Consider the following 26,726-nt stretch of genomic DNA (forward strand, 5'->3'; position numbering starts at 1 on the left):
TCCATAAGGTAAACTGCCGCCTCTTTCTATACCTATAACGATTCGCCTGATGCCCACGACGTTTCAAGAGATTCCCCGCAAGCGCCCGACCACGCCCCTGCTGGACCGCGCCAACACGCCGGACGGCCTGCGTCGCCTGGGTGAAGCCGAGCTGGAAACCCTGGCCGATGAGTTGCGCCTGGAATTGCTCTACACGGTCGGCCAGACCGGTGGGCACTTCGGCGCGGGCCTGGGCGTCATCGAGCTGACGATCGCATTGCATTACGTGTTCGATACCCCGGACGACCGGCTGGTATGGGACGTCGGGCACCAGGCCTACCCGCACAAGATCCTCACCGGGCGTCGTCAGCGCATGGGCACCCTGCGCCAGAAGGACGGCATCGCTGCTTTCCCGCGTCGCTCCGAGAGCGAGTACGACACCTTTGGCGTCGGCCACTCCAGCACGTCCATCAGCGCCGCCCTGGGCATGGCGATTGCCGCCCGTCTGCAAAACAGCGAGCGCAAGGCCATTGCCGTGATCGGCGACGGCGCACTGACGGCGGGCATGGCCTTCGAAGCGCTGAACCACGCGCCGGAAGTCAACGCCAACATGCTGGTGATCCTCAACGACAACGACATGTCGATCTCGCGCAACGTCGGCGGCCTCTCCAACTACCTGGCGAAGATCCTCTCCAGCCGCACTTACGCCAGCATGCGCGAAGGCAGCAAGAAAGTGCTGTCGCGCCTGCCCGGTGCCTGGGAAATCGCCCGCCGCACCGAAGAATACGCCAAGGGCATGCTGGTACCCGGCACGCTGTTCGAAGAGTTGGGCTGGAACTACATCGGCCCCATCGACGGCCACGACCTGCCCACGTTGATCGCCACCCTGCGCAACATGCGCGACCTCAAGGGCCCGCAATTCCTGCACGTGGTCACCAAGAAAGGCAAAGGCTTCGCCCCGGCGGAAGTCGACCCGATCGGTTACCACGCCATCACCAAGCTCGAACCCCTGGACGCCCCGGCGGCCGCGCCGAAAAAGGCCGGCGGACCGAAGTATTCCGGCGTGTTCGGCCAATGGCTGTGCGACATGGCCGCCGCCGACCCGCGCCTGGTGGGCATCACCCCGGCGATGAAGGAAGGCTCGGACCTGGTGGCGTTCAGCGAACGCTATCCACAGCGCTATTTCGACGTGGCGATTGCCGAGCAGCACGCCGTGACCCTCGCCGCCGGCATGGCGTGCGAAGGCGCCAAACCGGTGGTGGCGATCTATTCGACGTTCCTGCAACGCGCCTATGACCAGTTGATCCATGACGTCGCGGTGCAGAACCTCGATGTGCTGTTCGCCATCGACCGCGCCGGCCTGGTGGGCGAAGACGGCCCGACCCACGCCGGCAGCTTCGACCTGTCGTTCCTGCGCTGCATCCCCGGCATGCTGGTGATGACCCCGAGCGATGAAAACGAGCTGCGCAAGATGCTCACCACCGGGCACCTGTTCAATGGCCCGGCGGCAGTGCGCTACCCTCGTGGCACCGGCCCGAACGCAACGATCGAAGCCGACCTGGAGCCGATCGAGATCGGCAAGGGCGTAATCCGCCGTCAAGGCAAGCAAACCGCACTGCTGGTGTTCGGCGTACAACTGGCCGAAGCCTTGAAAGTCGCACAAACCCTGGACGCCACCGTGGTGGACATGCGTTTCGTCAAACCTCTGGACGAAGCCTTGGTGCGCGAGATCGCTGCCAGTCATGAGCTGCTGGTGACCATCGAGGAAAACGCCATCATGGGCGGCGCCGGTGCGGCGGTCAGCGAATTCCTGGCCCGGGAGAACATCCTCAAGTCGGTGCTGCACCTGGGCTTGCCGGACAGCTATGTCGAACATGCCAAGCCGGCACAGATGCTGGCTGAGTGCGGGCTGGATGAGGCCGGGATCGAAACGTCGGTGCGCCAGCGGTTGCAACTGCTGGGCCTGTAATTTTCAGACCACACATATCCTCCTGTGGGAGCGAGCCTGCTCGCGATAGCGGTAGACCAGTCGGCATCCGTATTGCCTGACACACTGCTATCGTGAGCAGGCTCGCTCCCACATTGGTTTTGTGCGGACCAAGTAGTCACGGAACACCCATGAAACTGCGCCTAGCCCTCACTCTTTCCCTGCTCCCCACCCCTGACCTGCTGGCCGACACCTTCGAACGCGACCAAGCCCTGAAGCTGCCCGACATCGTGATCAGCGCCAACCGCCAGGTCGAGGCCCGCAACGACAGCAGCGCCGCCAACACGGTGTTCACCCGCGACGACATCGAGCGCCTGCAACCAGCCAGCGTCACTGACCTGCTCAGCCGCGTGCCGGGAGTGCAGGTGGCGCCGTTGGGTGGGCGCGGTAGCCTGCCGGGGATCTACATTCGCGGCACCAAATCGGCCCAGAGCCTGGTGCTGGTGGACGGCCAGCGCATCGGCAACGCCACCTCCGGCGACAGCAACCTGCAACGCCTGAACATCCACCAGATAGAACGGGTGGAAGTGCTGCGCGGCTCGCGCTCGGTGATCTACGGCGCCGATGCGGTGGGCGGGGTGATCCAGATTTTCACCCGCCGCGGCAACGAACAAGGCCTGCAACCACGCCTGCACCTGGGCTTCGGCAGCCAACAGACCTGGGAGCGTAGCCTGAGCCTGTCCGGTGGCGATGAGCAGACGCGCTTCAATCTCGGGGCCAGCCTGGACGACAGCGCCGGCGATAATCGAACCCACGAGTCCTACGCCAGCGACCGCGATGACGACGCCAACCGCAACCAGTCCTTCAGCCTCAGCCTGAGCCATGCCGCCAGCGATGACCTGGAAGTTGGCTTGAACCTGTTGGATAACCGCGGCAAAAGCGAATACGACAACCCGTTCGGCCGCTTCGACCCGACCACCTTCGAATCCCTGCCCCAGCAACCCCATAGCGAGTTTGCGGTGAGCAGCTTCAGCGCCTATGTGGACGGACGGCTCAACGACACCTGGAAATCGCGCCTGGAACTGGGCCACAGCGAAAACCGTGAAAAGACTTTCGACAAGCTCAGTGACGACCGCGAAGTGTTCAACACCTACCGCGATTCCGTGACCTGGCAGAACGACGTGAAGCTGGACGAGCGCAACGGCCTGATCGTCGGCGGCGACTGGTATCAGGACCGGGTCAACAGCAGCACGCCGTTCGACGAAGACAGCCGTTGGAACCGTGCAGCGTTCATCCAGCACCGCTTCCAGGCCGAATCCTTCTCCACCGAACTGGGCCTGCGTCGCGACCAGAACCAGCAGTTTGGCGGCCAGAACAGTTGGAGCGGCACGCTCACCCTGCCGATCAACCCGGACAACGACGTGTTGCTGACTTACAGCGAAAGCTTCCGCGCGCCGACCTTCAACGACCTGTACTACCCGGACTACAGCAACCCGGACCTGAAACCCGAGACGGCCAAAAGCTACGAGTTGCAATGGCGCAGCCAACTGAGCGACAGCGCCCGCCTGGAGACCTCGCTGTACCGCACGGACCTGGAAGACGCGATCATCTTTGGCAGCAACTCACGCCCACAGAACGTCGCCTCGGCGCGGATCAACGGGTTTGAGATGGCCCTGATGCAGGAACTGTTCGGCTGGCAGAGCAACCTTGGCCTGGCCATCATCGACCCGCGCGACCGCGACAGCGGCCATACCCTCGCGCGCCGCGCCCGGCGGACCTTGAGCCTGGACCTGGATCGGCAATTCGACCGCCTGGGCCTGGGTGCCACCTGGCAAGCGGTGAGCGGCAGCTACGACGACGAGAACAACCGCAATGCCCTGGGCGGTTATGCCTTGCTCGGGTTGCGCGGCAGTTGGGCGTTGACCCGGGAAGTGAAGCTGGAGATGAAGGTGGATAACCTGCTGGACAAGGGTTACAGCCGGGCGCTGTATAGCCATGATGGTCAGCAGTATGGGTATCGGGAAGATGGGCGGGCCTGGTTGTTTGGGGTGACTTGGACACCGGATATCTGATCCGAGACTTGTGAAGTTTGCGCTGGCCTCATCGCGAGCAGGCTCGCTCCCACAGGGGATTTTTGGTGAATTCGGATTTTGTATCCGCCGTCGATCAACGGTGGGAGCGAGCCTGCTCGCGATTGCAGACACCGCGGTCTACCTGTCCGGCGCAATCAACTCACACAACCGTGCCGTCGCCTCGATCATCTGCCCACTGGGCCGCTCCAGCCCCTTGTCACGCACTAACAGCAACCGCCCCTGCGTCACCGCCGGCAACTGCGGCCAGGCTTTCCAGGCATCAAGCTGCGCCTGCTCCGTGGCGAGGAGAACCTGTGGATTGCGCTGCAGCACCGACTCCACGCTCACCTGCGGCGCCGGCACGCTCAGGTCGGCGAAGACGTTCCGCGCCCCGCACACTGCCAATGCATCACTGATGATCTGCCCGCCACCAACGGTGTACAGCGGCCGATCCCAGATCTGATAGAACACCGGCAATGGCGTGGCGCGCCGGTAACGCTGGCGCAGTTCCTCAAGACGCACGCGCAACTGCGCCGCTCGCTGCACACCTCGCTCCGGGCGGCCGAGCTGCATGGCGATGGCTTCGATTTGCGTGATGAGTTGGTCGAGACTGTGGGGGTCAGCGATATAGAGGGGAATGCCCAGGCCCTTGAGCTGCTGGCGCTGGGCCGGGCCAACGCTGCCGGGCCAGAGCAGGAGCAGATCGGGCTTGAGGCTGAGCAGGTGCTCCATGTCCAGTTGCCCGTAACGGCCGACCGAGGGCAGGTCTTGCAGCATCGGCGGACGGTCACCGCCATCCAGCACGCCCACGAGCAGGTCAGCGGACTCCAGTTCAACGACGATTTCCGAGAGTGACGGTGCCAGGCTGACGACACGCGGGGCCGCCACCGTCGAGGCACTGACAGCCAGCAGCAGGACCGCCGCCAGCCAGCGGCTCATCAGCCGAGCTGACGCGGGATGCGATACAGGTAGAACAGTACCGTGGAGGACAAGGCCAGCAACATCAACGGCACCGCCTCCAGGCCCACGAACACGGCAAGGGCGCCGATCCAGGCTGGCAGCCCCGCGACAAGAAAGGCTGCACGACGGCGAGCCGCCAGAGCAATCCAGGCCTGGGGTTCTTCCGGTGTATCGAGGGCTTTCTGGGTTGCAACCAAGGCGTGTTTATAAGGCCCGAAGAATCGCAGGCTGACGAACATCGACGCCACGCCAGCAATGAACAGCGGCATCGCCAACACCGGCAGGATCGCTTCGCCCTGGCCAAACACCAGGTTGATCACGAACAGCGGTACCAGGGCCAGTGCCAGGTATTTCCACCAACTGACGGCCAGTCGCCGCCGAACCTGACCACGCGTCACGCCCGGTCAACCTCGCCCTGGTGCTCGTTGCCCATCATGTGGTCGAGCTTGCTGGCCTTGGTCGCCAGATAGAGTTTGTTATGCGGATTATGGCCGGTGTGCAGCGGCACACGCTCGGCGACCACGATGCCCATGTCGGTCAGCGCCTTGACCTTGCGCGGGTTGTTAGTCATCAGCCGCAAGGACTTCACACCCAGGTGCTGGAGCATCGGCAGGCAGATGCTGTAGTCACGCAGGTCGGCGGCAAAGCCCAGGCGCTCGTTGGCTTCGACGGTATCGGCGCCGCCATCTTGAAGTTCATAGGCGCGGATCTTGTTCAACAAGCCAATCCCACGCCCTTCCTGGCGCAGGTACAGCAACACACCACGGCCTTCACGGGCGATGGCTTGCAGCGCGGCTTCGAGTTGCGAACCGCAATCGCAGCGCTGGCTGAACAGGGCGTCGCCCGTCAGGCATTCGGAGTGCAGGCGACCCAGTACCGGGCTGCCGTCGGCGAAATCACCCAGGCTCAGCACAACGTGCTCGCGGCCGGTGGCTTCATCGAGAAAACCATGCATGGTGAATTGCGCAAAAGGCGTCGGCAGCTTGGAAGCGGCAACAAAAACGACAGGCACCGGTGTGCTCCTGATCTAGTACTGGAGTTTCGCAGAGGCGGGCATTGTAACAGCACGTCCCGACCGACGCTTAGGCTGAATTGTCGGCCATAACCATCGAAAAGTTTGATTACGGCTTCGGTGGCTTGCCATTCTCGTCGAAAGGATAGGGTTGCTTCCAACGTTCGAAAATCGGTTTGAGCTGGCCAGTTTTCACCAGTACCTCCATGCGCCGGTCGAACAGATCAAGCAGCGCCTTTCCGTTTGCGGTGTTGGCAAAGCCCAGGTACAGCGGCAAATTGATCAGCGGTGAGAGTTTGAACTGCTTGGGATCGTCGGCCTTGGCGAGCACTTCTTCGATTTCCATCGATGCATCGATGTAGAAATCCGCTCGTTCATGAATCAGCATGGGCAAGATCCCCACCGCCCGGTGGATTTCGTTGAAACGGCGGATGTTGGGCAGGTAGTTGTTGTATTCGTAGCCGCGCATCCATACCAGTCGATAGTTACCAATCGTCGCCAGGGTCGGCGTTGGCTTGGACGCCAGCCCCAGGGCATAGATGTGATCGACGTCGTAGTGCCACTTGGGATAAAGCACGCCTTCGGACTCATCCCGATAGGCGCCGACCTGCACGTCGACCTCACCACGCTGCACCAACCCGATCGAACGGGTGTAGGGCACGCTGCGGATCTCCAGCTTGACGCCTTCTGGCTCGAACACCGCGCGCAAGATGTCCCAGCCCATGCCCTGGCCGTCGGCCTGGGTGTAATCGGCCCACTCCTCGCTGGCTGCGCGGACCTTGTCGGGAAGCGACGCCGACTCGGCAACCCCCACCCCCACACAGGCTCCCAGACACAGCAACAGCAACAGTGCGCGACTTACGCCCATGCCCAGCTCCTTCAGGTGAAACACCACACCAATCCTTGCATTGCCAGCCAGGCGAAAACCCCGGCCAACACATCATCGAGCATGATACCGACACCGCCGTGCACATGCCGGTCGATCCAGCGAATGGGCCACGGCTTGAGAATATCGAAGAAACGGAACACCAGAAAACCCGTCAGCAACCAGTACCAGCCTTCCGGTACCAGCCACAAGGTGATCCACATGCCGACCATTTCATCCCAGACGATGCCTTCATGGTCGTGCACCCGCAAATCGTCCGCCACTTTGCCACACAGCCAGAAGCCAAACAGCATGGTGATGCCCAGCATCAGCCAATAGCCCCAATCCGGCAACATCTGCCACAACGGTATGAAGGGTAGCGCAACCAGCGAGCCCCAGGTGCCAGGGGCTTTAGGCAAAGTACCCGAACCGAAGCCAAATGCCAGGAAATGCCAGGGATTGCGCCAGACCGAAGGCGGAACGAACTCCGCCGGGACCTGGTTGGGATGATCTGTCACGGTGTCTCCCGAAAATGTTGATAGCCGCGGATTTGCGGGGTGATGTCCTGCCCGGTGTTGTCGACCAGCGTGACGCCTTGCCCGGCCAGTACGCGACCGATCACGTGGATCGGCCAGCCTTCGGCCTGTAATGCCGCCAATCGGCCCGGTGCCACGGTGAACAGCAGCACGTAGTCATCACCGCCGCTCAGGGCTGCGCGGGCGGCATCCGTGCGGCCCAGAAAGGCTACTAGAGCGTTGGACAGCGGCAGTCGATCGCGTTCAACCTGTAAGGCCACCCCGGACGCCAGGGCGATATGCCCGCAATCGGCCAGCAGGCCGTCGGAAATATCCATCGCCGCGCTGGCCTTGCCACGTAGCGCCAGGCCCAGGTCGATCTGCGGACATGGTGACCAGTAATGGGCCAGCAGTGGCTCGGCGACGACAGGTTCGGCGCTACGCTGGCCGAGTACCAGCGGCAATGCACCGGCGGCATTGCCCAGCTCACCGCCGACACACAGCCAATCGCCAGGCTGCGCGCCGCTACGGGTCAAGGCCTGGCCGGACGGCACGCGACCGAACACGGTCATGGTCAGGCTCAGTGGTCCACGCGTGGTATCTCCGCCCACCAGCGCCACGCCACAGGCCCGGGCCATTTGGTTCAAACCGCGGGCATAGGCTTGCAGCCAATCGGCAGTCACCGTCGGCAGGGTCAAGGCAAGGGTAAAGGCCACAGGCGTGGCGCCCATGGCCGCCAGGTCGCTGACCGCCACGGCCAGCGAGCGCTGGCCGAGCAGGAACGGGTCGCACGGGTCTGGGAAATGCACGCCGGCCACGAGTGTGTCGGTGGACACCGCCAGCTGTTCCCCGGGAGGAACGGCCAGCAAGGCGCAGTCGTCGCCGATCCCCAGCGCAACGCCCTCGCCGCCTTGCGCGCAGGGCGCGGCGGCGAAGTAATTACGGATCAGCTCAAATTCGCCCATAGCGTCGCTGCAAGCGCCAATCAGCGCTTGAACGCCTTCACTTCAGCTTCACGCAGACGCGGGGCGAGTTTGTCGAGCACACCGTTGACGAACTTGTGGCCATCGGTGGAACCGAAGACTTTCGCCAACTCGATCCCTTCGTTGATCACCACGCGGTACGGGACGTCGACGCGCTTGAGCAGTTCCCAGGTGGACAGGCGCAGGACCGCCAGTTCGACCGGGTCCAGCTCTTCGATGGTCAGGTCCAGGCATGGCGTGAGCGCGGTGTCGATTTCGGTCTTGAACTGCGGGACCCCGTGCAGGATCTCGCGGAAGTAAGCACCGTCGACATCACTGAAATCGTTATCGACCCGAAACTGCGCTTCGATCTCGTTCAGCGATTGCTTGGCCATGTGCCATTGATACAGCGCCTGGGTCGCGAGCTGACGGGCTTCGCGACGCTTGGCGCTTTTCGACGGCTTGCCGGCATCGGCTGGCTTGGGATCGCGCGGGTTGAAACGATCGCTTTCGTCGCTAATCACTTGGCCTCCAACTGCGCCAGCAGGCTGACCATTTCCAGGGCGGACAAGGCAGCTTCGGCACCTTTGTTACCGGCCTTGGTGCCGGAACGTTCGATGGCTTGCTCGATGGAATCAACGGTCAGAACGCCGAAGGCGACTGGCACGCCGAACTCCATGGACACCTGGGCCAGGCCCTTGGTGCATTCGCCGGCCACGTATTCGAAGTGCGGAGTACCGCCACGAATGACCGCGCCCAGGGCGATGATTGCCGCATATTCGCCCTTTTGAGCGACTTTCTGCGCAACCAGCGGAATCTCGAAGGCGCCAGGGGCACGGATGATGGTGATGTCGCTTTCGCTCACGCCATGGCGAACCAGGGCATCGACCGCACCGCCAACCAGGCTCTCGACCACGAAACTGTTGAAGCGGCCCACTACCAGAGCGTAGCGGCCTTTAGGGGCGATGAAGGTACCTTCGATGGTCTTCAGGGTCATTCGTCAGATCTCTTAAAGAGCCAGAGCGCGTTCTATACGCGCTCCTCAGTGATATTAGCCACGAATACTGCACCGTGAATCCCGTCATGTCGTTCACTTGCACATCTTTTGTGGCGAGGGGATTTATCCCCGTTGGGCTGCGAAGCAGCCCTTTTTTGGGACTGCTGCGCAGTCCAGCGGGGATAAATCCCCTCGCCACGATGATCTGACAAGCCTGAACAATAATGCCGGAATCCGCGGGCTATTATTCGGAGGGCACGTATTCTACAACTTCCAGATCGAAACCGGATATCGCATTAAATTTCATCGGTGCGCTCATCAGGCGCATTTTACGCACGCCCAGGTCACGAAGGATCTGCGAACCGGCACCGACGATGCTGTAGGTGGTCGGTTTTTTCACCGCTGCCTGGTCGCCGGTTTCACGGATGTGCGCCAGCAGCACGTCGCCATCGAGCGGGTGTCCGAGCAGCAATACCACGCCACTGCCGGCCTCGGCCACCGCGGCCATGGCGGCCCGCAGGCTCCAGCGGCCGGGTTGCTTGACCATCAGCAGGTCGCGCAGTGGGTCCATGTTGTGCACGCGCACCAGGGTCGGTTCTTCGGCACACACGGTGCCCAGGGTCAGCGCCATGTGTACGTCGCCTTCCACCGAGTCGCGGTAGGTCACCAGGTTGAACTGGCCCAGTTCGCTGTCCAGGGGCTGTTCGGCAATCCGCTGAACGGTACGTTCGTGGATCATCCGGTAGTGGATCAGGTCGGCGATGGTACCGATCTTGATGTTGTGTTCGGCGGCAAAGGTTTCCAGCTCCGCGCGACGGGACATGGTGCCGTCGTCGTTCATCACTTCGCAGATCACACCGCTGGGCTCGAAACCGGCCATGCGCGCCAGGTCGCACGCGGCTTCGGTGTGGCCGGCGCGGGCCAGGGTGCCGCCAGCCTGGGCCATCAGCGGGAAGATGTGGCCGGGGCTGACGATGTCTTCGGCCTTGGCGTCCCGGGCGGCAGCGGCCTGCACGGTGCGCGCGCGGTCAGCGGCGGAGATCCCGGTGGTCACGCCTTCGGCGGCCTCGATGGACACGGTGAACTTGGTGCCGAAGCCCGAGCCGTTGCGCGGCGCCATCAGCGGCAGCTTCAGCAGCTCGCAGCGCTCGCGGGTCATCGGCATGCAGATCAACCCGCGGGCATGCTTGGCCATGAAGTTGATGTGTTCGGCCTTGCAGCACTCGGCGGCCATGATCAGGTCGCCTTCGTTCTCGCGGTCTTCGTCATCCATGAGGATGACCATCTTGCCTTGGCGGATGTCTTCAACCAGTTCTTCGATGCTATTGAGCGCCACGCGGCACCCCCTTGGGTCAGGATTTGAGGTAGCCGTTGGCGGCCAGAAAGCTTTCAGTGATATTACCGGCTGCAGGCTCTGCGGCCTTTTCGCCCAACAGCAGGCGCTCCAGGTACCGGGCCAGCAAGTCGACTTCCAGGTTGACCCGGCGCCCCGGCCGGTACGAAGCCATGATGGTTTCGCTCAGGGTATGGGGAATGATCGTCAGCAGGAACTCGGCGCCATCCACCGCATTGACCGTCAGGCTGGTGCCGTCGACGGTGATCGAGCCTTTGTGGGCGATGTACTTGGCCAGTTCCTTGGGCGCGCGGATGCGAAACTCCACGGCCCGGGCGTTATCGGTGCGCGAAACCACTTCGCCGACGCCATCGACGTGGCCGCTGACCAAGTGGCCGCCCAAGCGGGTGGTCGGCGTCAGGGCTTTTTCCAGGTTGACCGGGCTACCACTCTTGAGGTCGTTCATGGCGGTGCAGTCGAGGGTTTCGCGGCTGACGTCCGCCAGGAAACCGTTGCCCGGCAACTCGACGGCAGTCAGGCACACGCCGTTGACCGCAATGCTGTCGCCCAACTTGACGTCGCTCAGGTCGAGCTTGCCGGTTTCGACGTAGACCCGCACATCGCCGCCCTTGGGGGTGAGTGCGCGGATGCTGCCGATGGATTCGATGATGCCGGTAAACATGGAGTCCTCCTCGAGAACGGGCCGCCGCTTGGGCGAAAGCCGGGAATTATACGCTCGCCTGGGGAACGGGGACGGCGGTGACTCGCCAGTCATCGCCCACGGCGCGGATTTCAGTGATTTTCAGTTCCGGGGCATCTTTCATCTGCGCCAGCGGCCAGTCCAACAGCGGCCGAGCCGAAGACCCGAGGAACTTGCCGGCGATGAAAATCTGGAATTCGTCCACCAAGCCTTGCCGTGCGAAAGCCCCCGCCAGACGCGGACCGGCCTCCACCAACACCTCGTTGACGCCCCGCCCCGCCAGCTCCACCAGCAGCCGACGCAGATCGACCTGTCCGTCCTCGCCCGCCACGATCATGCATTCGGGGCCGTTGGCGTACTGTTCTTCCACCGCCATGCAGGTAGCGACCAGCGCCGGGCCGGCCTTGAAGAACGCTGCGTCGAGCGGCACCCGCAAACGACCGTCCACCAGCACCCGCAGCGGCGGACGGCTCATGGCCAACGCGGTCTGCTCCGGGTCCAGCCCGAGTTCATCGGCGCGCACGGTCAGCCGGGCATTGTCCGCCAGCACCGTATCGGCGCCAGTCAGCACCACACTGGCCTGGGCGCGCAGGCGTTGTACCGCCGAACGTGCGGCCGGACCGGTGATCCACTGGCTTTCGCCGCTTTCCATGGCCGTGCGGCCATCAAGGCTCATGGCAAGCTTGACCCGCACGAACGGCAGGCCGTGTTCCATGCGCTTGAGGAAACCTTCATTGAGCTTGCGCGCCTCGCCTTCCAGTACGCCGCTTTCAGTAGCGATACCGGCCTGGGCCAGCCGTTGCAGGCCTCGCCCGGCCACTTCCGGGTTGGGGTCCTGCATCGCCGCCACGACCCGCGCCACGCCGGCGTTGACCAGCGCGTCGGCACACGGCGGCGTACGACCGTGATGGCTGCACGGTTCGAGGGTCACGTAGGCCGTGGCGCCCCGGGCCTGTTCAGCGGCAGCGCGCAGGGCGTGGACTTCGGCATGGGGCTCGCCAGCGCGGATGTGCCAGCCTTCGCCGACAACCTGCCCGTCACGCACGATCACGCAACCGACCCGGGGATTGGGGTGGGTGGTGTAGTGACCGCGCCGCGCCAACTCCAGGGCACGGGCCATGTAGTGGGCGTCGAGGACGGCCTGCTGCGCCGGAATAGTCATTCTTTCACCGGTTCGCGGGCCAGCCGGTCGATTTCTTCGCGAAACTCGTTCAGGTCCTGGAAGCGCCGGTACACCGAGGCGAAACGGATGTAGGCGACTTCATCGAGCTTCTGCAGCTCGGCCATCACCAGCTCACCGACCACCAGGGACTTGACCTCGCGCTCGCCAGTGGCCCGCAGCTTGTGCTTGATGTGCACCAGCGCCGCTTCCAGGCGCTCGACGCTCACCGGGCGTTTTTCCAGGGCGCGCTGCATGCCGGCGCGCAGTTTTTCTTCGTCGAACGGCTGGCGGCTGCCGTCGGTTTTGATCAGGCGCGGCAACACCAGTTCAGCGGTCTCGAACGTCGTGAAACGCTCACCGCAAGCCAGGCATTCGCGGCGGCGGCGGACTTGTTCGCCCTCGGCGACCAGTCGCGAGTCGATGACCTTGGTGTCGTTGGCACCGCAGAAGGGACAGTGCATGGTGGCAGGCAACAAAAAAAGGGAGGGCCATGGTAGCGCATCCCACTGGCAAGACAAGCCATAGGGTTTACGGTATACAGACGGGCTTACCGTCAGATCCATGGAATTTACCTTGCTGGAGCCACACATGCCGCTACGATCGCTCGTTTTGCTCAGTTTTTTCAGCCTGCTGATGGCGTGCAGCAGCGATGCCCCCAAACCGGCTGCGCCCGCACCGGCCCCGGCGCCGAAACAGGCTCAGGAAAAGGCTCGCCAGGCTGCCGAGCTGGGACCACTGCCGGCTTATCAGCGCGAATTGAGCGGCACCCTGCAAGGCGTACCGGCCGGGGCTGAGGTCGAATTGGCGCTGCTGGTGATCGATGACAAGGACCGTCCGCAGCAACTGCTCGCCAGTTCCAGCCTGATCGGCACCAACCAGGCCCTGCCCTTCCGCTTGCGTTTCAACCCCGATGCCTTCCCGGTCGGCGCCCGGGTGGAACTGCGCGGCCGTGCCAGCCAGTCCGGCCAATTGATCCTGCACCTGCCGGAACAACGCATCAGCCAACCGACCACCCAGGCGTTGGGCACCCTGCAATTCGTCAAAGCGCCATGAATGCACCGCAAGACCTGCAACGGGCGTTGGGCGAGTTACTGGGCGACGCGCGCTTGGTGGCCTGCCCGCTGCCCGACACTGACTTGAAATTGTGGCTGATCGACGGCGACAACATGGACCGCGCCTTCAGCCCGGAAGAAACCCGCCGCATCCTCCACGAACCGCCTTACTGGAGCTTCTGCTGGGCCAGCGGCCTGGCGATGGCCCGTTATCTGGCCGAACAGCCGCAGTGGGTCGAGGGCAAGCGGGTATTGGATTTTGGCGCCGGTTCCGGCGTGGCGGGCATTGCGGCGCTCAAGGCCGGGGCGCTGGAGGTGGTGGCCTGCGACCTGGACCCACTGGCGATTGCCGCGTGCCAGGCCAATGCCGCGCTCAATGACGTAGAGCTGGGTTATTCGACGGATTTCTTTGCCGAGGCCGATCGCTTCGACCTGATCCTGGTCGCCGACGTGCTCTACGACCGGGCCAACCTGCCACTGCTCGATCACTTCCTCAGCCGTGGCCGCGAGGCCCTGGTGGCCGATTCCCGGGTGCGGGACTTCCAGCATCCGCTGTACTGGCGCATCGAAATGCTGGAAGCCATGACGTTGCCGGACCTGGCTGAGCCGGAAGAGTTTCGGCATGTGAGCCTGTACCACGCGCGACGCGAGCTTTAAAAGCATCGCGAGCAGGCTCGCTCCCACAGTTGTTTTGTGGTGCCGGCAAATTCTGTGACCTGAACAAATCCCCTGTGGGAGCGGGCCTGCTCGCGATAGCGGCCTATCAGGCACCACAAGCCCGGCTTTCAGCCACCCCCACCAAGCCGTATAGTTGCCCCATTCAAGCGCTCTACGAGATTCCCATGACTCAGGAAACGCCCTACATCTTCGACGCCACCACGGCCGACTTCGACCAATCGGTGATCGCCAACTCTTTCCACAAACCGGTACTGGTGGATTTCTGGGCCGAGTGGTGTGCGCCGTGCAAGGCGCTGATGCCGATGCTGCAAACCATCGCCGAGAGCTATCGGGGTGAGCTGCTGCTGGCCAAGGTCAACTGCGACATCGAGCAGGACATCGTCGCCCGCTTCGGCATTCGCAGCTTGCCCACCGTGGTGCTGTTCAAGGACGGCCAGCCGGTTGACGGCTTTGCCGGGGCCCAGCCGGAATCGGCCGTGCGCACGATGCTCGAACCCCATGTACAGATGCCGCCGCCAGCCGCTGCCGACCCGTTCGAACAAGCCCAGGCGCTGTTCGACGACGGTCGTTTCGCCGACGCCGAAGCCCTGCTCACAGTGCTGCTGGGTGAAGACAACACCAACGCCAAGGCCCTGATCCTGTATGCCCGCTGCCTGACCGAGCGCGGCGAGCTGGGCGAAGCGCAGACCGTGCTCGACGCGGTGAAAAGCGACGAGCACAAGGCCGCCCTTGCCGGAGCCAAGGCGCAGATCCAGTTCCTCGGCCTGGCCAAGCATCTACCGGACGCCGCCGACCTCAAGGCCCGCCTGGCGAAAGACCCGCAGGACGACGAAGCGGTGTACCAGTTGGCGATCCAGCAACTGGCGCGCCAGCAGTACGAAGCGGCCCTCGATGCGCTGCTCAAGCTGTTCGTACGTAACCGCAGCTACAGCGAAGGCCTGCCCCACAAGACCTTGCTGCAAGTGTTCGAACTGCTGGGCAACGATCATCCGCTGGTGACGACCTATCGTCGCAAGCTGTTCGCGGCGTTGTACTAGTGGCCTGTACGGTTAATTCGAGTACTCAAATTCGAGTGCCAGGGCTTGCCCGGCAAGGCGCCATGACGAGTCGTAGCCCGCTACGGCGAGGAATGGCAACGCAGACTGGCAAGTTCTGGCGCCGAAGTTGAGTGCACGAATTAGCCACACAGGCCACTAGGCCCCGACCCAACTGTAGAGCGGCGTATCGGCGCCGCTCAGCACCTTGACCTCGGCACAGTGGCGCAGGCGCACCAACAGGCGCTTGCCCGCCGAGGCGCTGCCGGTCAGGCCTTCAAGCTGTTCCAGCAGGTCCGGGCCGCTCAGTTGCCCGGCCTTGCGCAGCAGTTCCTTGGCGATCTGCCACTGGGCATCGTCCTGATTGGCCGGTTTGGCCGCAGGCGTCGCCGTGCTGTCGAGCTTGGCCGCTTGCAACTGCGCGCCGAGCTGCGCCCAGTCGCGCTCATCCATTTCGATCGACAAGTCCACCGGCCAATCGCCGACGGTTCCGCGTATCCGCAACATCACCGTGCTCCTGAATATTTCATGTACGCATGCTCCCATGGGCCTTGCGCGACGCCAAGCAGACGGTCAAACTCTGCGCACTTTCGTTATAAGATTACATAACACAATTTGTACTTTCTGGAGACTCGTCATGCGTCGTCTGCTTCTCGCTTTGCCGTTCGCCCTGCTGCCATTGGCTGTCGCTCACGCGGCTGCCGAGCATGACCACGATCATGAGCACGGCAGCCTCGGCGCCCATGAGCACGGGGTCGCCCGCCTCAACGCCTCGCTGGACGGCGAGATCCTGGAGCTGGAACTGGAAAGCCCGGCGATGAATCTGGTGGGCTTCGAACACGCCGCCACCAGCGCCGCCGACAAAGCCAAGGTGGCCGCTGTCCGGGCGAAGCTGGAGAAGCCGGCGGCGCTGATCAATCTGGCCGATGCCAAATGCACCCTGGAGCAGAAGGTGCTAAAAAGCCCATTGTTCGGCGACGAACCGGACCACGAAGAGCCTGCCGACGAGGATGGCGACGAGCACCACGAACACAGCGAAATCCACGCTCAATACCGGTTCCGCTGCGTCGCGCCTGGTTCCTTGACCCATCTGGACCTGGCACCACTGTTCAAGGAATTCCCTGCTACCCAGAAAATCCTGGTGCAACTGATCGGCCCGAGCGGCCAGCAAGGCGGGGAAATGACGGCCCAGGCGCCAGCCCTGAAGTTCTGACTCCACCGAAGCCCACACCGTTGACCGGTTGCGAGCACAAATGTGGGCAACATAGATCCAGTGTGGGAGCGAGCCTGCTCGCGATGAGGCCGGCACATTCAGCCCAGATGTCGCCTGACACACCGCTTCGCGAGCAGGCTCGCTCCCACAGGTGCTCCATTACCTTGAAATCACAACCATGACCCAAGCACTCATCGAACTCTCCGACCTGGGCTTCAGTTGGCCCGGGCATCCGCCGTTGCTGGATATCCCGGCGTTTCGCCTGGAAGCGGGTGAAACCTTGTTCCTCAAGGGCCCGAGCGGCAGCGGCAAGACCACGCTGCTGGGGCTTCTGGGCGGAGTGCAAACGCCGGATCGCGGCAGCATCCGCCTGCTCGGCCAGGAGCTCAGCGAACTGGGCGCCGGCCGCCGCGACCGCTTTCGCGTCGACCACACCGGCTACATCTTCCAGCAATTCAACCTGCTGCCGTTTCTCTCCGTACGGGAGAACGTCGAGCTGCCCTGCCACTTTTCCAAGCTCCGTGCTCAACGGGCCATCCAGCGCCACGGCAGCGTCGATCAAGCCGCCGCCACACTGCTGGCGCACCTGGGGCTGACCGATCCAAGCCTGCTGGAGCGCCGCGCCGACTCGTTGTCCATCGGCCAGCAACAACGGGTCGCCGCCGCCCGGGCATTGATCGGCCAACCGGAACTGGTGATCGCCGACGAACCAACCTCGGCCCTGGACTACGACGCCCGGGAAAACTTCCTGCGGCTGTTGTTCGCCGAATGCCGCGAGGCCGGCTCGAGCCTGTTGTTCGTCAGCCACGACCAGAGCCTGGCACCGCTGTTCGACCGCAACCTGTCGCTGGCCGATCTCAATCGCGCCGCCACGCCACTCGAGGTCTGAGATGTATTTGTTCCGTCTAGCCATGGCCAGCCTGGCGAACCGCCGCTTCACTGCGATCCTCACCGCTTTCGCCATCGCCCTGTCGGTGTGCCTGCTGCTGGCGGTGGAACGGGTGCGCACCGAGGCGCGGGCCAGTTTCGCCAGCACCATCAGCGGCACCGACCTGATCGTCGGTGCGCGCTCCGGTTCGGTAAACTTGCTGCTGTATTCGGTGTTTCGCATCGGCAACGCCACCAACAATATCCGCTGGGACAGCTTCGAACACTTCGCCAGCAACCCGAAAGTGAAGTGGGCGATCCCCATGTCTCTCGGCGATTCTCATCGTGGTTATCGAGTGATGGGCACCACCGAGGCCTACTTCGAACACTACCAGTACGGTCGCCAGCAACACCTGGAATTGGCCGATGGCCGGGCTTTCGCCAGCGACCCTTTCGAAGTGGTGCTTGGCGCCGAAGTGGCCGAGGCACTGCATTACAAGCTCGGCGACAAACTGGTACTGGCCCACGGCGTGGCGGCGATCAGCCTGGTCAAGCATGACGACAAGCCCTTCACCGTGGTCGGCATCCTCAAGCGCACCGGTACGCCGGTGGACCGTACGCTGCACATCAGCCTCGGTGGCATGGAGGCGATCCACATCGACTGGAAGAACGGCGTGCCGGCCCAGGGCAATGGCCGCATCAGCGCCGACCAGGCCCGCAACATGGACCTTACGCCCCAAGCGATCACGGCATTCATGCTCGGCCTCAACAGCAAGATTTCCACCTTTGCCTTGCAGCGCGAGATCAACGAGTTCCGCGGCGAACCGTTGCTGGCGATCCTGCCGGGCGTGGCGCTGCAAGAGTTGTGGAGCCTGATGGGCACGGCGGAAAAAGCCTTGTTCGTGATTTCGTTGTTCGTGGTGCTGACCGGGTTGATCGGCATGCTCACGGCGATCCTCACCAGCCTCAACGAACGCCGCCGGGAAATGGCGATCCTGCGTTCGGTGGGCGCGCGACCGTGGCACATCGCGACGCTGCTGGTGCTCGAAGCCTTTGCCCTGGCCCTGGCCGGGGTCACCGCCGGGCTGGCGTTGCTGTACATCGGCATCGCCGCCGCCCAGGGTTACGTGCAGTCGGCCTACGGTTTGTACTTGCCGCTGGGTTGGCCGAGCGAATATGAATGGACGCTGATGGCTGGCATCCTGCTCGCTGCCCTGCTGATGGGCAGCGTGCCCGCCTGGCGCGCCTATCGCCAATCGTTGGCCGATGGCCTGTCGATCCGTTTATGAGGACAGTGAAAATGCCCCGCGCCCTGCTTGCGCTGTTGTTGATAGTCGCCCTGCCGCTGTGGGCGGCCGAGCCGAGGGACCTGGCCTGGTCGGAAATGATCCCGCCAGACGCGCCGCCGGAAGTGCCGAACATGACCCCGCTGCACGACCTGTCGAAGATGGGCGACGCGTTGGCCGCCGAATCCGCGCCAGCGGCCAAGCAGGACCTGCCCAACGCCCCGGTGGTCAAGGCTCTCGACGGCCAGCAGATTCGTCTGCCGGGCTACATCGTGCCGCTGGAAGTCAGCGAGGAAGGCCGCACCACGGACTTCTTGCTGGTGCCGTACTTCGGCGCCTGCATCCACGTACCGCCACCGCCGTCCAATCAGATCGTGCATGTGAAAAGCGAGGTCGGGGTCAAGCTCGACGAGTTGTACCAGCCGTACTGGGTCGAAGGGCCGATGCAGGTCAAGCCGTCCACCAGCGAACTGGCGGATGCTGGGTATCAGATGGAGGCTGAGAAGATTTATGTGTATGAGCTGCCGGAGTGAATCTGGTGGTGATGTGTTGGCGATGAAATAGCTATCGCGAGCAGGCTCGCTCCCACATTGGACCGGATTGCTTCTGAAAAAACTCGGTCGACTGTGGGAGCGAGCCTGCTCGCGATGGGGCCCTTGAATGCTCATCACACTTTCATTGAGCTGAGTCAAAAGACCTGCCCAGACGGCTTCGTACCATAGGACATCAATTTTGAAATGTCCTCTGGAGCCCCCATGCACAAGTCCTTGCTCAGCGCTTCCCTCGTCGCCCTCGCGCTCGCCGCCCCACTCGCTCAGGCCCACACCGCTGGCGACATCATCGTTCGCGCCGGTGCCATTACCGTCAATCCAGAGGCCGACAGTTCCAGCGTCAAAGTCGACCGTGGCCCGCTGGCCGGTGCCGACCTGGGCGGCAAGGCGACCATGAGCAGCGACACGCAATTGGGCCTGAACTTCGCCTACATGATCACCAACAACCTGGGGATCGAACTGCTGGCGGCCTCGCCGTTCGAGCACGACGTGAAGATCAAAGGCACCGCCCTGGGCGCGGCCAACAACAAGCTCGGCACCCTCAAGCACCTGCCGCCAACCCTGAGCCTGGTCTACTATCCGCTCGACGCCAAGTCGGCGTTCCAGCCTTATGTCGGCGCCGGCATCAACTACACCTGGATCTACGACGAACACGTCGGCAGCGAAGCCAGCGCCAACGGCTTCAGCAACTTTCGCGCAAGCAACAGCTGGGGCATGGCGTGGCAAGTGGGTGCTGACTACATGTTGACCGACAACATCATGATCAACGGCCAGGTTCGCTACATCGACATCGACACCACTGCATATGTAGACAACAACGCCGTGGCCGGCGGGACCCGGGCCAAGGTGAATGTCGATGTGGATCCGTGGATCTACATGGTGGGGTTGGGCTACAAGTTCTAAACGGAATTTAAAGGTAAGAAAAACCCTGTGGGAGCGAGCCTGCTCGCGATTGCGTTGGGTCAGCCAGCATCAATGCCAGCTGACAAACCGCTATCGCGAGCAGGCTCGCTCCCACAGTTTTTGGTGGAATAGGACTTAGCGTCCCAGCAGCCGCGCCAGCCCCACGCTCATCGGCGTTTGCGCTGGAAAGCTGAAGCGTTCCAAGAGGCGGCGATTGTCAGCCCGCGAATGCCGGATGTCGCCGGAGCGCGCCGGGGCGTAGCTGATCGGTGGCAGGTCGCCCACCACGGCGGCCAGGGCCTGGAGCATTTGCTTGAGGGTCGTGGCCTGGTTCCAGCCGACGTTCACCGCGCCCACTTCCACCTCGGGCTTCTCGATGGCCTGCACCAGCAAGTCCACCAAATCTTCGACATAGACAAAATCCCGGGTTTGCTCGCCGTCGCCGAACACGGTGATCGGCAGGCCTTTCTGTGCCCGTTCGCTGAAGATGCTGATGACCCCGGAGTACGGCGAGGACGGATCCTGGCGCGGGCCGTAGATGTTGAAGAAGCGAAACACCACCGGCTCCAGGGCGTGCTGGCGGCGATAGAAGTCCAGGTAGAACTCGCTGGCCAGCTTGTCCGAGGCATACGGCGTGAGCGGGGCCTTGGGCGTGTCCTCGTCGATGGACTCGCCTTCGCCGTTGTTGCCATAAACCGCTGCGCTGGAGGCGAACAGCACCCGTTTCACGCCGGCCTGGCGCATGGCCTCGCAAACGTTCAGGGTGCCGATGAAGTTGCTCTGGTGGGTGCGCACCGGGTCGTCCACCGAAGCCTGCACCGAGGCCACCGCCGCCAGGTGCGCCACCGCGCTGCAACCGGCCATGGCCCGCGCCACCAGTGCGGCATCGGCGACATCGCCCTCGATTAGTTCGACCGCCGGGTTGTCCAGCGGCAGGTTGCTGCGCTTGCCGGTGGACAGGTCATCGAGGATGCGTACCGAATGTCCCTTGGCGAGCAAGGCGTCGGTCAGGTGCGAACCAATGAAACCCGCGCCGCCAGTGATTAAAACAGGGCCTTCAGCCATGACGATAAAACCTATCCAGTAAGCCCGGGAGTGCCGCGCGCCAGGCGCGGGGCTTGATCCCGAAAGTGTGCAGAATTTTCTTGCAGGCCAGGACCGCGTGCTGCGGTTCTTCCGCCGCGTCCGGCCGTGCGGCGTGGGCCTGGGGGGTGGGCGACTCAATTGCCAGGGGATGCAGGGCGCGGGCTTCGGTGAGGATCGCCTGGCCCAGTGCCAGCGGCGTGGTCGCCTCGTGGCCGGCGTAATGGTAGGTGCCCCACAGCGGCGCGGCGCAATCGAGTTGCTTGAGCACCGAGATGATCACCCGCGCGGCATCGTCCACCGGCGTTGGATTACCCCGCCGGTCATCCGCCAGCAGTAGCTCTTCAGGCTGCTCGGCCCGGGCCAGGAAACGTCCGAGGATGCCGTCGGCGCTGTCGTCCAGCAGCCAGCCGAAACGCAGCAGCACATGCTGCGGGCAGGTGGCGCGCACACTTTGCTCGATCCGCCACAACGCCTGGCCGCGTAGGCCCAAAGGCACGGGCTCGTCCTTTTCGCTGTAGGCGGTGGCACGAGAGCCGTCGAACACCCGATAGCTCGACGGTTGCAACAAGATGATGTTGTGATGCTGGCACAGCCCGGCCAGGCGCTCGACCGCGCGCTCCTGGCCGGCCAGGCGCTGCTCGCTGACGGCCTCGGCCTGAAACCAGTCGAAGTAGTACGCCAGGTTGATCAAGGCGTCCGGGCGGGTGTCGTCGAGCAGTTGCGTCAGGCTCGCGGCATCCCAACCGTCTTCGGGCGGGCGGGGGGCAAGAAAACCGATGTCTTCTTCTGCACCGAGGCGAATCAGCGCCTGCCCAAGGGCATTTCCGCCGCCCAGTAACATAAGGCGCATTCGCATAAAGTCAGCAGGCCCAGTCTGTTGGCACAAGAATTTGGTCGACAACGCCCACAGGCGTTGTCGGAATCGTTGCATTTTGCGGGTTTAGTGCGCAACCGTCATCCGTAAAGTGCAGATCATCAGGTTTGACGGTCTTTCAAGGCTGGTCGCTGACTTGTGGCGAGGGGATTTATCCCCGCTGGGCTGCGTAGCAGCCCCAACCAAGCAAATGAGGTGAATCTGACCCACCCAGGTGGCAATTACAGGGACTGCTGCGCAGTCCAGCGGGGATAAATCCCCTCGCCACAGGGACAGTATCAACTTCAAGTTCTGCACAGATCCCGGACGGTACTTGCATCTTCCCCCTCCCACCCGCATAACTGCCCCATGAATCTGCCTCTCCCCGCCGACCACGCCATGGCAGGCTTTCACCCCGCCGTTCGCGCCTGGTTCAGCCAGACTTTCCCGGCGGTCACGGCCGCCCAGGCCCAGGCATGGCCGTTGATCGGCCAGCGGCGTTCGACCCTGGTGGCGGCGCCCACCGGTTCGGGCAAGACCCTGACGGCGTTTCTCGCGGTGCTCGACGAGCTGGTGCATCGCGGCCTGGAACAAGGCGGCCTGCCGGACCAGACCCTGGTGGTCTATGTCTCGCCGCTCAAGGCCTTGAGCAACGATATCCAGATCAACCTGCAAACCCCACTGGCCGGCATCACCGAGCAGTTGCAGAAAATGGGCTTGCCGCCCTTGCCTATCAGCACCGCCGTGCGCACCGGCGACACGCCGCAAAAAGACCGCTCGGCAATGCGCAAGACCGCGCCGCACATTCTGGTGACCACGCCCGAATCGCTCTACGTGCTGCTCGGCTCCGACTCCGGCCGGCAAATGCTCGCCAGCACGCGCACGGTGATTGTCGACGAAATCCATGCCATCGCCGCCAGCAAGCGCGGCAGTCACTTGGCCTTGAGCCTGGAGCGCCTGCAAGCCCTGTGCGCCGAACCGCTGGTGCGCATCGGCCTGTCCGCCACGCAAAAGCCCATCGAAGCGGTGTCACGTTTTCTCGTCGGCGAAGGACGCACATGTGAAATCGTCGACATCGGCCACGCCCGCCCCCGGGACCTGGATATCGAGGTGCCGCCCGTACCGCTCTCGGCGGTGATGGCCAATGACGTCTGGGAGCTGGTCTACAACCGTCTCGCCGAGCTGGCCCGGGAACATCGCACCACCCTGGTGTTCGTCAACACCCGGCGCCTGGCCGAACGCCTGAGCCGGCACCTGAGCGAGCGCCTGGGCAAGGACGCCGTAGCCGCACACCACGGCAGCCTGGCCAAGGAGTTTCGCCTCGACGCCGAACAACGCCTCAAGCGCGGCCAATTGCAGGTGCTGATCGCCACCGCGTCCCTGGAGCTGGGCATCGATATTGGCGATGTCGACCTGGTGTGCCAGATCGCTTCGCCCCGTTCGATCTCGGCGTTCGTGCAACGGGTCGGTCGCTCCGGACACCAGGTGGGCGGCACGCCCAAGGGACGGTTGTTCGCCACCAGCCGTGACGACTTGATCGAATGCGCCGCCCTGCTCGATTGCGTGCGCCGTGGCGAGCTGGACATTTTGCACATCCCCAAGGCGCCGCTGGATGTGCTGGCCCAGCAGATCGTCGCCGAAGTCAGTTGCCAGGAATGGCCGGAACAGGCGTTGCTGGAGACCTTGCGTCGCGCCTCGCCCTACGCCGAACTGGACGACGATCACTACCAGGCGTTGCTGCACATGCTCGCCGAAGGCCTTAACGGTCGCCAGGGCGTGCGCAGCGCCTACCTGCACCGCGATGCCGTCAGCCGCACCTTGCGCGGGCGCCGGGGCAGCAAGCTAACCGCCGTGACCAGTGGCGGAACCATCCCGGACAACGCCGACTACAGTGTGCTGCTCGAACCCCAAGGGCTGAACATCGGCAGCGTCAACGAAGATTTCGCCGTGGAAAGCATCGCTGGCGATGTGTTCCAGTTGGGCAATACGTCGTACCGCATCATTCGCGTCGAGACCGGTCGCGTGCGGGTCGAGGACGCCCAGGGCCAACCGCCGACCATCCCGTTCTGGCTCGGCGAAGCCCCGGGGCGCAGCGCCGAACTGTCCCAGGCCGTGGCTCGCCTGCAAGCCCAGCTCGATCAACTACTCGGCGCCACGCCAGGCGATCTGCAACCGGCCCTCGACTGGCTCACCGGCACCTTGCAACTGAACTTGGCCAGCGCCGAGCAACTGGTGGACTACCTGGCCCCGGCACGCCGGGCCTTCGGCGCCCTGCCGTCCCAGGACACGTTGCTGATGGAGCGGTTTTTCGACGAGTCCGGCGGCACGCAACTGATCATCCACACGCCCTTTGGCAGCCGTATCAACCGCGCCTGGGGCCTGGCCTTACGCAAGCGCTTCTGCCGCACCTTCAATTTCGAATTGCAGGCTGCCGCCAGTGAAGACGCCATCGTGCTCTCGCTGTCCACCAGCCACAGCTTCGAGCTGGACGAGGTCTGGCGCTACCTCAACAGCCACAGCGCCGAACAGATCCTGGTCCAGGCGGTGCTGGATGCGCCGTTGTTCGGCGTGCGCTGGCGCTGGAATGCCAGCGTGGCCCTGGCCTTGCCGCGCTACAGCGGCGGGCGCAAAGTCGCCCCGCAGATCCAGCGGATGAAAAGCGAAGACCTGATCGCCAGCGTGTTCCCGGACCAGATCGCCTGCCTGGAGAACCTGGCCGGCGAGCGCGAGATCCCCGACCACCCGCTGGTGGAGCAGACCCTCGACGATTGCCTGCACGAAGCCATGGACAGCGAAGGCTGGCTGACGCTGTTGCGGCGCATGGAAGCGGGCGAGATTCGCCTGGTCAGTCGCGACCTGCCGGCGCCCTCGCCCCTGGCGGCAGAAATCCTCAGTGCCCGGCCCTACACCTTCCTCGACGACGCGCCGCTGGAAGAACGGCGAACCCAGGCGGTGATCAACCGGCGCTGGAGCGATCCACAGTCCACCGACGACCTTGGCGCCCTGGACGCCGAGGCCATCCAGTCAGTCCGCGATGAAGCCTGGCCGACGCCGGCCAATCTCGATGAAATGCACGAAGCGCTGATGAGCCTGGCCTGTATCGCCGACAGCGAAGCCAGCGCCCATCCGCCGTGGCTGGCCTGGTTGCAGACCCTGGCCGAACGCGGTCGCGCCAGCCACGTGCAGATCAGCGCCGAACGCGGGCTGTGGGTGGCGCTGGAACGGCTGACGTGTCTGCAAGCGGTTTATCCACAGGTCCAATGGCAACCGCCACTGACGCCCCTGGCCGGTTTCGATGAAGCCTGGGACAGCGACGCAGCCGTGGTGGAAATGCTTCGCGCCCGGCTCAGTGCCTTTGGTCCGCTGCCGTTGAAGGCCATCGCCTACCCACTGGGGTTGTCCACCCCGCAGGTCACCCAGGCCCTGGCACAACTGGAACAGCAAGGCTACGTGCTGCGCGGCCGGTTCACGCCGGGCACCGGGCAGGAGGAGTGGTGCGAGCGGCATTTGCTGGCGCGCATCCATCGCTATACGGTCAAACGTCTGCGCCGGGAAATCGAGCCGGTGATGTTGCAGGATTTCATGCGCTTTCTGTTCGACTGGCAGCATTTGTCGTCGTCGACCCAAGGCCGCGGAAATGCCGTGCTGCCATCGATCCTGAGTCAATTCGAAGGCTACCCTGGCGCCGCGTCAGCCTGGGACAGTGACCTGCTGCCAGCGCGAATCAAGGACTATTCGCCCGGTTGGCTCGATGAACTTTGCCGCAGTGGCAAATGGGTATGGATGCGCCTGAGCGCGCGCCAGAAACCTTCCGCCAGCGCCCTGCGCAGTACGCCGGTGGTATTGCTGCCGCGCAATCAGGTGGCGTTGTGGAGCAGCCTGGCCGGGCAAACAGCCCTCGATGAGCTTTCGCCCAAGACCCAAAAAGTCCATCAGGCCCTCAGCGAACACGGCGCGCTGTTTTTTGATGAACTGGCCCACGAAGCCCACCTGCTGCGCAGCGAACTGGAAATCGCCTTGCAGGAACTGGTGGGCGCCGGGCTGGTGAATGCCGACAGCTTCGCTGGCTTGCGCGCGCTGATCACCCCGGCCAGCAAACGCCAGGCCCGTAGCAGCCGGCGCGGGCGCGGCGCGTTTGTCGGTGGCATGGACGACGCCGGGCGCTGGGCCTTGTTGCGTCGCAGTTCGCCGCAACCCCAGGCAACCCCTATAGCGCCAGAGACCCTGGAACACATCGCCATGACCTTGCTGCGCCGTTATGGCGTGGTGTTCTGGCGCCTGCTGGAGCGGGAGGCCGATTGGTTGCCGAGCTGGCGTGAGCTGCTGCGCACCTTTCATCGCCTGGAGGCGCGGGGCGAGATTCGTGGCGGCAGGTTCGTCAGTGGCCTGGCGGGCGAACAATTCGCCCTGCCCGAGGCCATCCCGCTGCTGCGCGAAACCCGCCGCCGTCCCGCCGATGGCAGCCTGGTGGTGGTGTGTGGCGTCGACCCGCTGAACCTGGCCGGCACCCTGTTGCCGGGGGCGAAAGTGCCGGCACTGGCGAGTAATCGGTTGGTGTATCGCGATGGCTTGCCGGTGGCGGCGCAGATTGCTGGCAAGCAGCATCTTTGGGTCGAGTTGGATGGGCAGGGGATGGCTGAGCTGAGGAACAAGCTCATTCAGAAAGGTTGAGGTGGTTGCACTGGCCTCATCGCGAGCAGGCTCGCTCCCACAGTTGAT

General features: G+C 63.7%; 26 protein-coding genes. 11 read left to right on the plus strand and 15 right to left on the minus strand.

Features of this window, described 5'->3' with window-relative positions:
* The first annotated feature begins 49 nt into the window (after window positions 1-49).
* Window positions 50-1,948: a 1-deoxy-D-xylulose-5-phosphate synthase gene (dxs, locus tag PBDP_RS26425; RefSeq protein ID WP_134926008.1), complete on the plus strand. Its 1,899-nt coding sequence runs from the start codon at window positions 50-52 to the stop codon at window positions 1,946-1,948.
* Between the two features lie 149 nt (window positions 1,949-2,097).
* Window positions 2,098-3,978: a TonB-dependent receptor domain-containing protein gene (locus tag PBDP_RS26430; protein WP_212801526.1), complete on the plus strand. Its 1,881-nt coding sequence runs from the start codon at window positions 2,098-2,100 to the stop codon at window positions 3,976-3,978.
* Window positions 3,979-4,116: 138 nt separating this feature from the next.
* On the opposite strand, the gene PBDP_RS26435 is transcribed toward PBDP_RS26430, so the two are convergent.
* From PBDP_RS26435 to nrdR, 12 genes are all read right to left on the minus strand, one after another.
* On the minus strand, window positions 4,117-4,917 hold the full coding sequence (locus PBDP_RS26435) for a cobalamin-binding protein (RefSeq protein ID WP_212801527.1): 801 nt from the start codon (window positions 4,915-4,917) through the stop codon (window positions 4,117-4,119).
* A complete protein-coding gene (locus PBDP_RS26440) occupies window positions 4,917-5,336 on the minus strand; it encodes an MFS transporter (protein WP_109756442.1) in 420 nt (139 codons plus the stop codon). Before PBDP_RS26440 ends, PBDP_RS26435 begins: the two co-directional genes overlap by 1 nt.
* A complete protein-coding gene (ribA, locus tag PBDP_RS26445) occupies window positions 5,333-5,950 on the minus strand; it encodes a GTP cyclohydrolase II (RefSeq protein WP_109756441.1) in 618 nt (205 codons plus the stop codon). Before ribA ends, PBDP_RS26440 begins: the two co-directional genes overlap by 4 nt.
* Before the next feature lie 109 nt (window positions 5,951-6,059).
* Window positions 6,060-6,818: a substrate-binding periplasmic protein gene (locus PBDP_RS26450; RefSeq protein WP_109756440.1), complete on the minus strand. Its 759-nt coding sequence runs from the start codon at window positions 6,816-6,818 to the stop codon at window positions 6,060-6,062.
* 11 nt (window positions 6,819-6,829) lie between these two features.
* Window positions 6,830-7,333, minus strand: coding sequence for a phosphatidylglycerophosphatase A family protein (locus tag PBDP_RS26455; protein WP_053125805.1), 504 nt, complete (start codon window positions 7,331-7,333; stop codon window positions 6,830-6,832).
* Window positions 7,330-8,295 carry a thiamine-phosphate kinase gene (thiL, locus tag PBDP_RS26460; RefSeq protein WP_212801528.1) on the minus strand — a complete coding sequence of 322 codons (966 nt, stop codon included), beginning with the start codon at window positions 8,293-8,295 and terminating at the stop codon, window positions 7,330-7,332. The genes PBDP_RS26455 and thiL overlap by 4 nt, the downstream gene beginning before the upstream one ends.
* A 20-nt stretch (window positions 8,296-8,315) precedes the next feature.
* Window positions 8,316-8,816: a transcription antitermination factor NusB gene (gene nusB / locus PBDP_RS26465; RefSeq protein ID WP_057713127.1), complete on the minus strand. Its 501-nt coding sequence runs from the start codon at window positions 8,814-8,816 to the stop codon at window positions 8,316-8,318.
* The gene (gene ribH, locus PBDP_RS26470; protein WP_003206025.1) at window positions 8,813-9,289 is read right to left on the minus strand and encodes a 6,7-dimethyl-8-ribityllumazine synthase; all 477 of its coding nucleotides are present in this window, start codon (window positions 9,287-9,289) and stop codon (window positions 8,813-8,815) included. The genes nusB and ribH overlap by 4 nt, the downstream gene beginning before the upstream one ends.
* A 244-nt stretch (window positions 9,290-9,533) precedes the next feature.
* Window positions 9,534-10,625, minus strand: a complete 1,092-nt coding sequence (ribBA, locus tag PBDP_RS26475; RefSeq protein ID WP_003206026.1) for a bifunctional 3,4-dihydroxy-2-butanone-4-phosphate synthase/GTP cyclohydrolase II — start codon at window positions 10,623-10,625, stop codon at window positions 9,534-9,536.
* 16 nt (window positions 10,626-10,641) lie between these two features.
* Window positions 10,642-11,304 (minus strand): riboflavin synthase, encoded by a 663-nt coding sequence (locus PBDP_RS26480; protein ID WP_109756437.1) that lies wholly within the window; start codon window positions 11,302-11,304, stop codon window positions 10,642-10,644.
* 46 nt (window positions 11,305-11,350) lie between these two features.
* Window positions 11,351-12,484 carry a bifunctional diaminohydroxyphosphoribosylaminopyrimidine deaminase/5-amino-6-(5-phosphoribosylamino)uracil reductase RibD gene (ribD, locus tag PBDP_RS26485; protein WP_212801529.1) on the minus strand — a complete coding sequence of 378 codons (1,134 nt, stop codon included), beginning with the start codon at window positions 12,482-12,484 and terminating at the stop codon, window positions 11,351-11,353.
* A complete protein-coding gene (gene nrdR, locus PBDP_RS26490; RefSeq protein WP_013694316.1) occupies window positions 12,481-12,945 on the minus strand; it encodes a transcriptional regulator NrdR in 465 nt (154 codons plus the stop codon). Before nrdR ends, ribD begins: the two co-directional genes overlap by 4 nt.
* A 127-nt stretch (window positions 12,946-13,072) precedes the next feature.
* On the opposite strand from nrdR, the gene PBDP_RS26495 reads away from it, so the two are divergent.
* The 3 genes from PBDP_RS26495 to trxA all read left to right on the plus strand — a co-directional run bounded on the left by PBDP_RS26495 (window position 13,073) and on the right by trxA (window position 15,251).
* A complete protein-coding gene (locus tag PBDP_RS26495) occupies window positions 13,073-13,537 on the plus strand; it encodes a YbaY family lipoprotein (protein WP_109756435.1) in 465 nt (154 codons plus the stop codon).
* Window positions 13,534-14,193 (plus strand): class I SAM-dependent methyltransferase, encoded by a 660-nt coding sequence (locus tag PBDP_RS26500; protein WP_212801530.1) that lies wholly within the window; start codon window positions 13,534-13,536, stop codon window positions 14,191-14,193. Before PBDP_RS26495 ends, PBDP_RS26500 begins: the two co-directional genes overlap by 4 nt.
* Window positions 14,194-14,378: 185 nt before the next feature.
* A complete protein-coding gene (gene trxA / locus PBDP_RS26505; protein ID WP_109756433.1) occupies window positions 14,379-15,251 on the plus strand; it encodes a thioredoxin in 873 nt (290 codons plus the stop codon).
* Window positions 15,252-15,407: 156 nt separating this feature from the next.
* On the opposite strand, the gene PBDP_RS26510 is transcribed toward trxA, so the two are convergent.
* Entirely contained in the window at window positions 15,408-15,755 is a 348-nt protein-coding gene (locus tag PBDP_RS26510) for a hypothetical protein (protein WP_212801531.1), read from the minus strand.
* Between the two features lie 130 nt (window positions 15,756-15,885).
* On the opposite strand from PBDP_RS26510, the gene PBDP_RS26515 reads away from it, so the two are divergent.
* The 5 genes from PBDP_RS26515 (at window position 15,886) to PBDP_RS26535 (ending at window position 20,068) form a co-directional block, all read left to right on the plus strand.
* Window positions 15,886-16,461 carry a DUF2796 domain-containing protein gene (locus PBDP_RS26515; RefSeq protein ID WP_109756431.1) on the plus strand — a complete coding sequence of 192 codons (576 nt, stop codon included), beginning with the start codon at window positions 15,886-15,888 and terminating at the stop codon, window positions 16,459-16,461.
* A 178-nt stretch (window positions 16,462-16,639) separates the two neighbouring features.
* The gene (locus tag PBDP_RS26520) at window positions 16,640-17,350 is read left to right on the plus strand and encodes an ABC transporter ATP-binding protein (protein ID WP_109756430.1); all 711 of its coding nucleotides are present in this window, start codon (window positions 16,640-16,642) and stop codon (window positions 17,348-17,350) included.
* Window position 17,351: 1 nt separating this feature from the next.
* Window positions 17,352-18,617 (plus strand): ABC transporter permease, encoded by a 1,266-nt coding sequence (locus PBDP_RS26525; protein WP_109756429.1) that lies wholly within the window; start codon window positions 17,352-17,354, stop codon window positions 18,615-18,617.
* A gap of 11 nt (window positions 18,618-18,628) precedes the next feature.
* Window positions 18,629-19,147, plus strand: a complete 519-nt coding sequence (locus PBDP_RS26530) for a DUF3299 domain-containing protein (RefSeq protein ID WP_212801532.1) — start codon at window positions 18,629-18,631, stop codon at window positions 19,145-19,147.
* Between the two features lie 222 nt (window positions 19,148-19,369).
* Entirely contained in the window at window positions 19,370-20,068 is a 699-nt protein-coding gene (locus PBDP_RS26535) for an OmpW/AlkL family protein (RefSeq protein WP_109756427.1), read from the plus strand.
* 135 nt (window positions 20,069-20,203) lie between these two features.
* On the opposite strand, the gene pgnE is transcribed toward PBDP_RS26535, so the two are convergent.
* Both pgnE and PBDP_RS26545 read right to left on the minus strand, forming a co-directional pair.
* A complete protein-coding gene (gene pgnE, locus PBDP_RS26540; RefSeq protein WP_116833576.1) occupies window positions 20,204-21,133 on the minus strand; it encodes a UDP-N-acetylglucosamine epimerase PgnE in 930 nt (309 codons plus the stop codon).
* Window positions 21,126-22,010 (minus strand): sugar nucleotide-binding protein, encoded by an 885-nt coding sequence (locus PBDP_RS26545; protein ID WP_109756467.1) that lies wholly within the window; start codon window positions 22,008-22,010, stop codon window positions 21,126-21,128. The genes pgnE and PBDP_RS26545 overlap by 8 nt, the downstream gene beginning before the upstream one ends.
* A gap of 366 nt (window positions 22,011-22,376) precedes the next feature.
* Here PBDP_RS26545 and PBDP_RS26550 point away from each other — a divergent pair, with 366 nt between their 5' ends.
* Window positions 22,377-26,678 carry a DEAD/DEAH box helicase gene (locus tag PBDP_RS26550; protein ID WP_109756425.1) on the plus strand — a complete coding sequence of 1,434 codons (4,302 nt, stop codon included), beginning with the start codon at window positions 22,377-22,379 and terminating at the stop codon, window positions 26,676-26,678.
* Window positions 26,679-26,726: the final 48 nt, after the last annotated feature.

Origin of the sequence: Pseudomonas sp. St290, from assembly GCF_018325805.1 — a bacterium.
Lineage (GTDB): Bacteria > Pseudomonadota > Gammaproteobacteria > Pseudomonadales > Pseudomonadaceae > Aquipseudomonas > Aquipseudomonas bijieensis.

Coding starts and splice junctions, on each gene's coding strand:
- PBDP_RS26435 (WP_212801527.1), bottom strand. CDS start 4,917: ATGAGCCGCTGGCTGGCGGCGGTCCTGCTGCTGGCTGTCAGTGCCTCG.
- PBDP_RS26545 (WP_109756467.1), bottom strand. CDS start 22,010: ATGCGAATGCGCCTTATGTTACTGGGCGGCGGAAATGCCCTTGGGCAG.
- PBDP_RS26495 (WP_109756435.1), top strand. CDS start 13,073: ATGCCGCTACGATCGCTCGTTTTGCTCAGTTTTTTCAGCCTGCTGATG.
- PBDP_RS26515 (WP_109756431.1), top strand. CDS start 15,886: ATGCGTCGTCTGCTTCTCGCTTTGCCGTTCGCCCTGCTGCCATTGGCT.
- pgnE (WP_116833576.1), bottom strand. CDS start 21,133: ATGGCTGAAGGCCCTGTTTTAATCACTGGCGGCGCGGGTTTCATTGGT.
- PBDP_RS26525 (WP_109756429.1), top strand. CDS start 17,352: ATGTATTTGTTCCGTCTAGCCATGGCCAGCCTGGCGAACCGCCGCTTC.
- trxA (WP_109756433.1), top strand. CDS start 14,379: ATGACTCAGGAAACGCCCTACATCTTCGACGCCACCACGGCCGACTTC.
- PBDP_RS26530 (WP_212801532.1), top strand. CDS start 18,629: ATGCCCCGCGCCCTGCTTGCGCTGTTGTTGATAGTCGCCCTGCCGCTG.
- ribH (WP_003206025.1), bottom strand. CDS start 9,289: ATGACCCTGAAGACCATCGAAGGTACCTTCATCGCCCCTAAAGGCCGC.
- ribD (WP_212801529.1), bottom strand. CDS start 12,484: ATGACTATTCCGGCGCAGCAGGCCGTCCTCGACGCCCACTACATGGCC.
- PBDP_RS26550 (WP_109756425.1), top strand. CDS start 22,377: ATGAATCTGCCTCTCCCCGCCGACCACGCCATGGCAGGCTTTCACCCC.
- PBDP_RS26430 (WP_212801526.1), top strand. CDS start 2,098: ATGAAACTGCGCCTAGCCCTCACTCTTTCCCTGCTCCCCACCCCTGAC.
- thiL (WP_212801528.1), bottom strand. CDS start 8,295: ATGGGCGAATTTGAGCTGATCCGTAATTACTTCGCCGCCGCGCCCTGC.
- PBDP_RS26520 (WP_109756430.1), top strand. CDS start 16,640: ATGACCCAAGCACTCATCGAACTCTCCGACCTGGGCTTCAGTTGGCCC.
- PBDP_RS26535 (WP_109756427.1), top strand. CDS start 19,370: ATGCACAAGTCCTTGCTCAGCGCTTCCCTCGTCGCCCTCGCGCTCGCC.
- nrdR (WP_013694316.1), bottom strand. CDS start 12,945: ATGCACTGTCCCTTCTGCGGTGCCAACGACACCAAGGTCATCGACTCG.
- PBDP_RS26480 (WP_109756437.1), bottom strand. CDS start 11,304: ATGTTTACCGGCATCATCGAATCCATCGGCAGCATCCGCGCACTCACC.
- PBDP_RS26500 (WP_212801530.1), top strand. CDS start 13,534: ATGAATGCACCGCAAGACCTGCAACGGGCGTTGGGCGAGTTACTGGGC.
- PBDP_RS26450 (WP_109756440.1), bottom strand. CDS start 6,818: ATGGGCGTAAGTCGCGCACTGTTGCTGTTGCTGTGTCTGGGAGCCTGT.
- dxs (WP_134926008.1), top strand. CDS start 50: ATGCCCACGACGTTTCAAGAGATTCCCCGCAAGCGCCCGACCACGCCC.
- PBDP_RS26510 (WP_212801531.1), bottom strand. CDS start 15,755: ATGTTGCGGATACGCGGAACCGTCGGCGATTGGCCGGTGGACTTGTCG.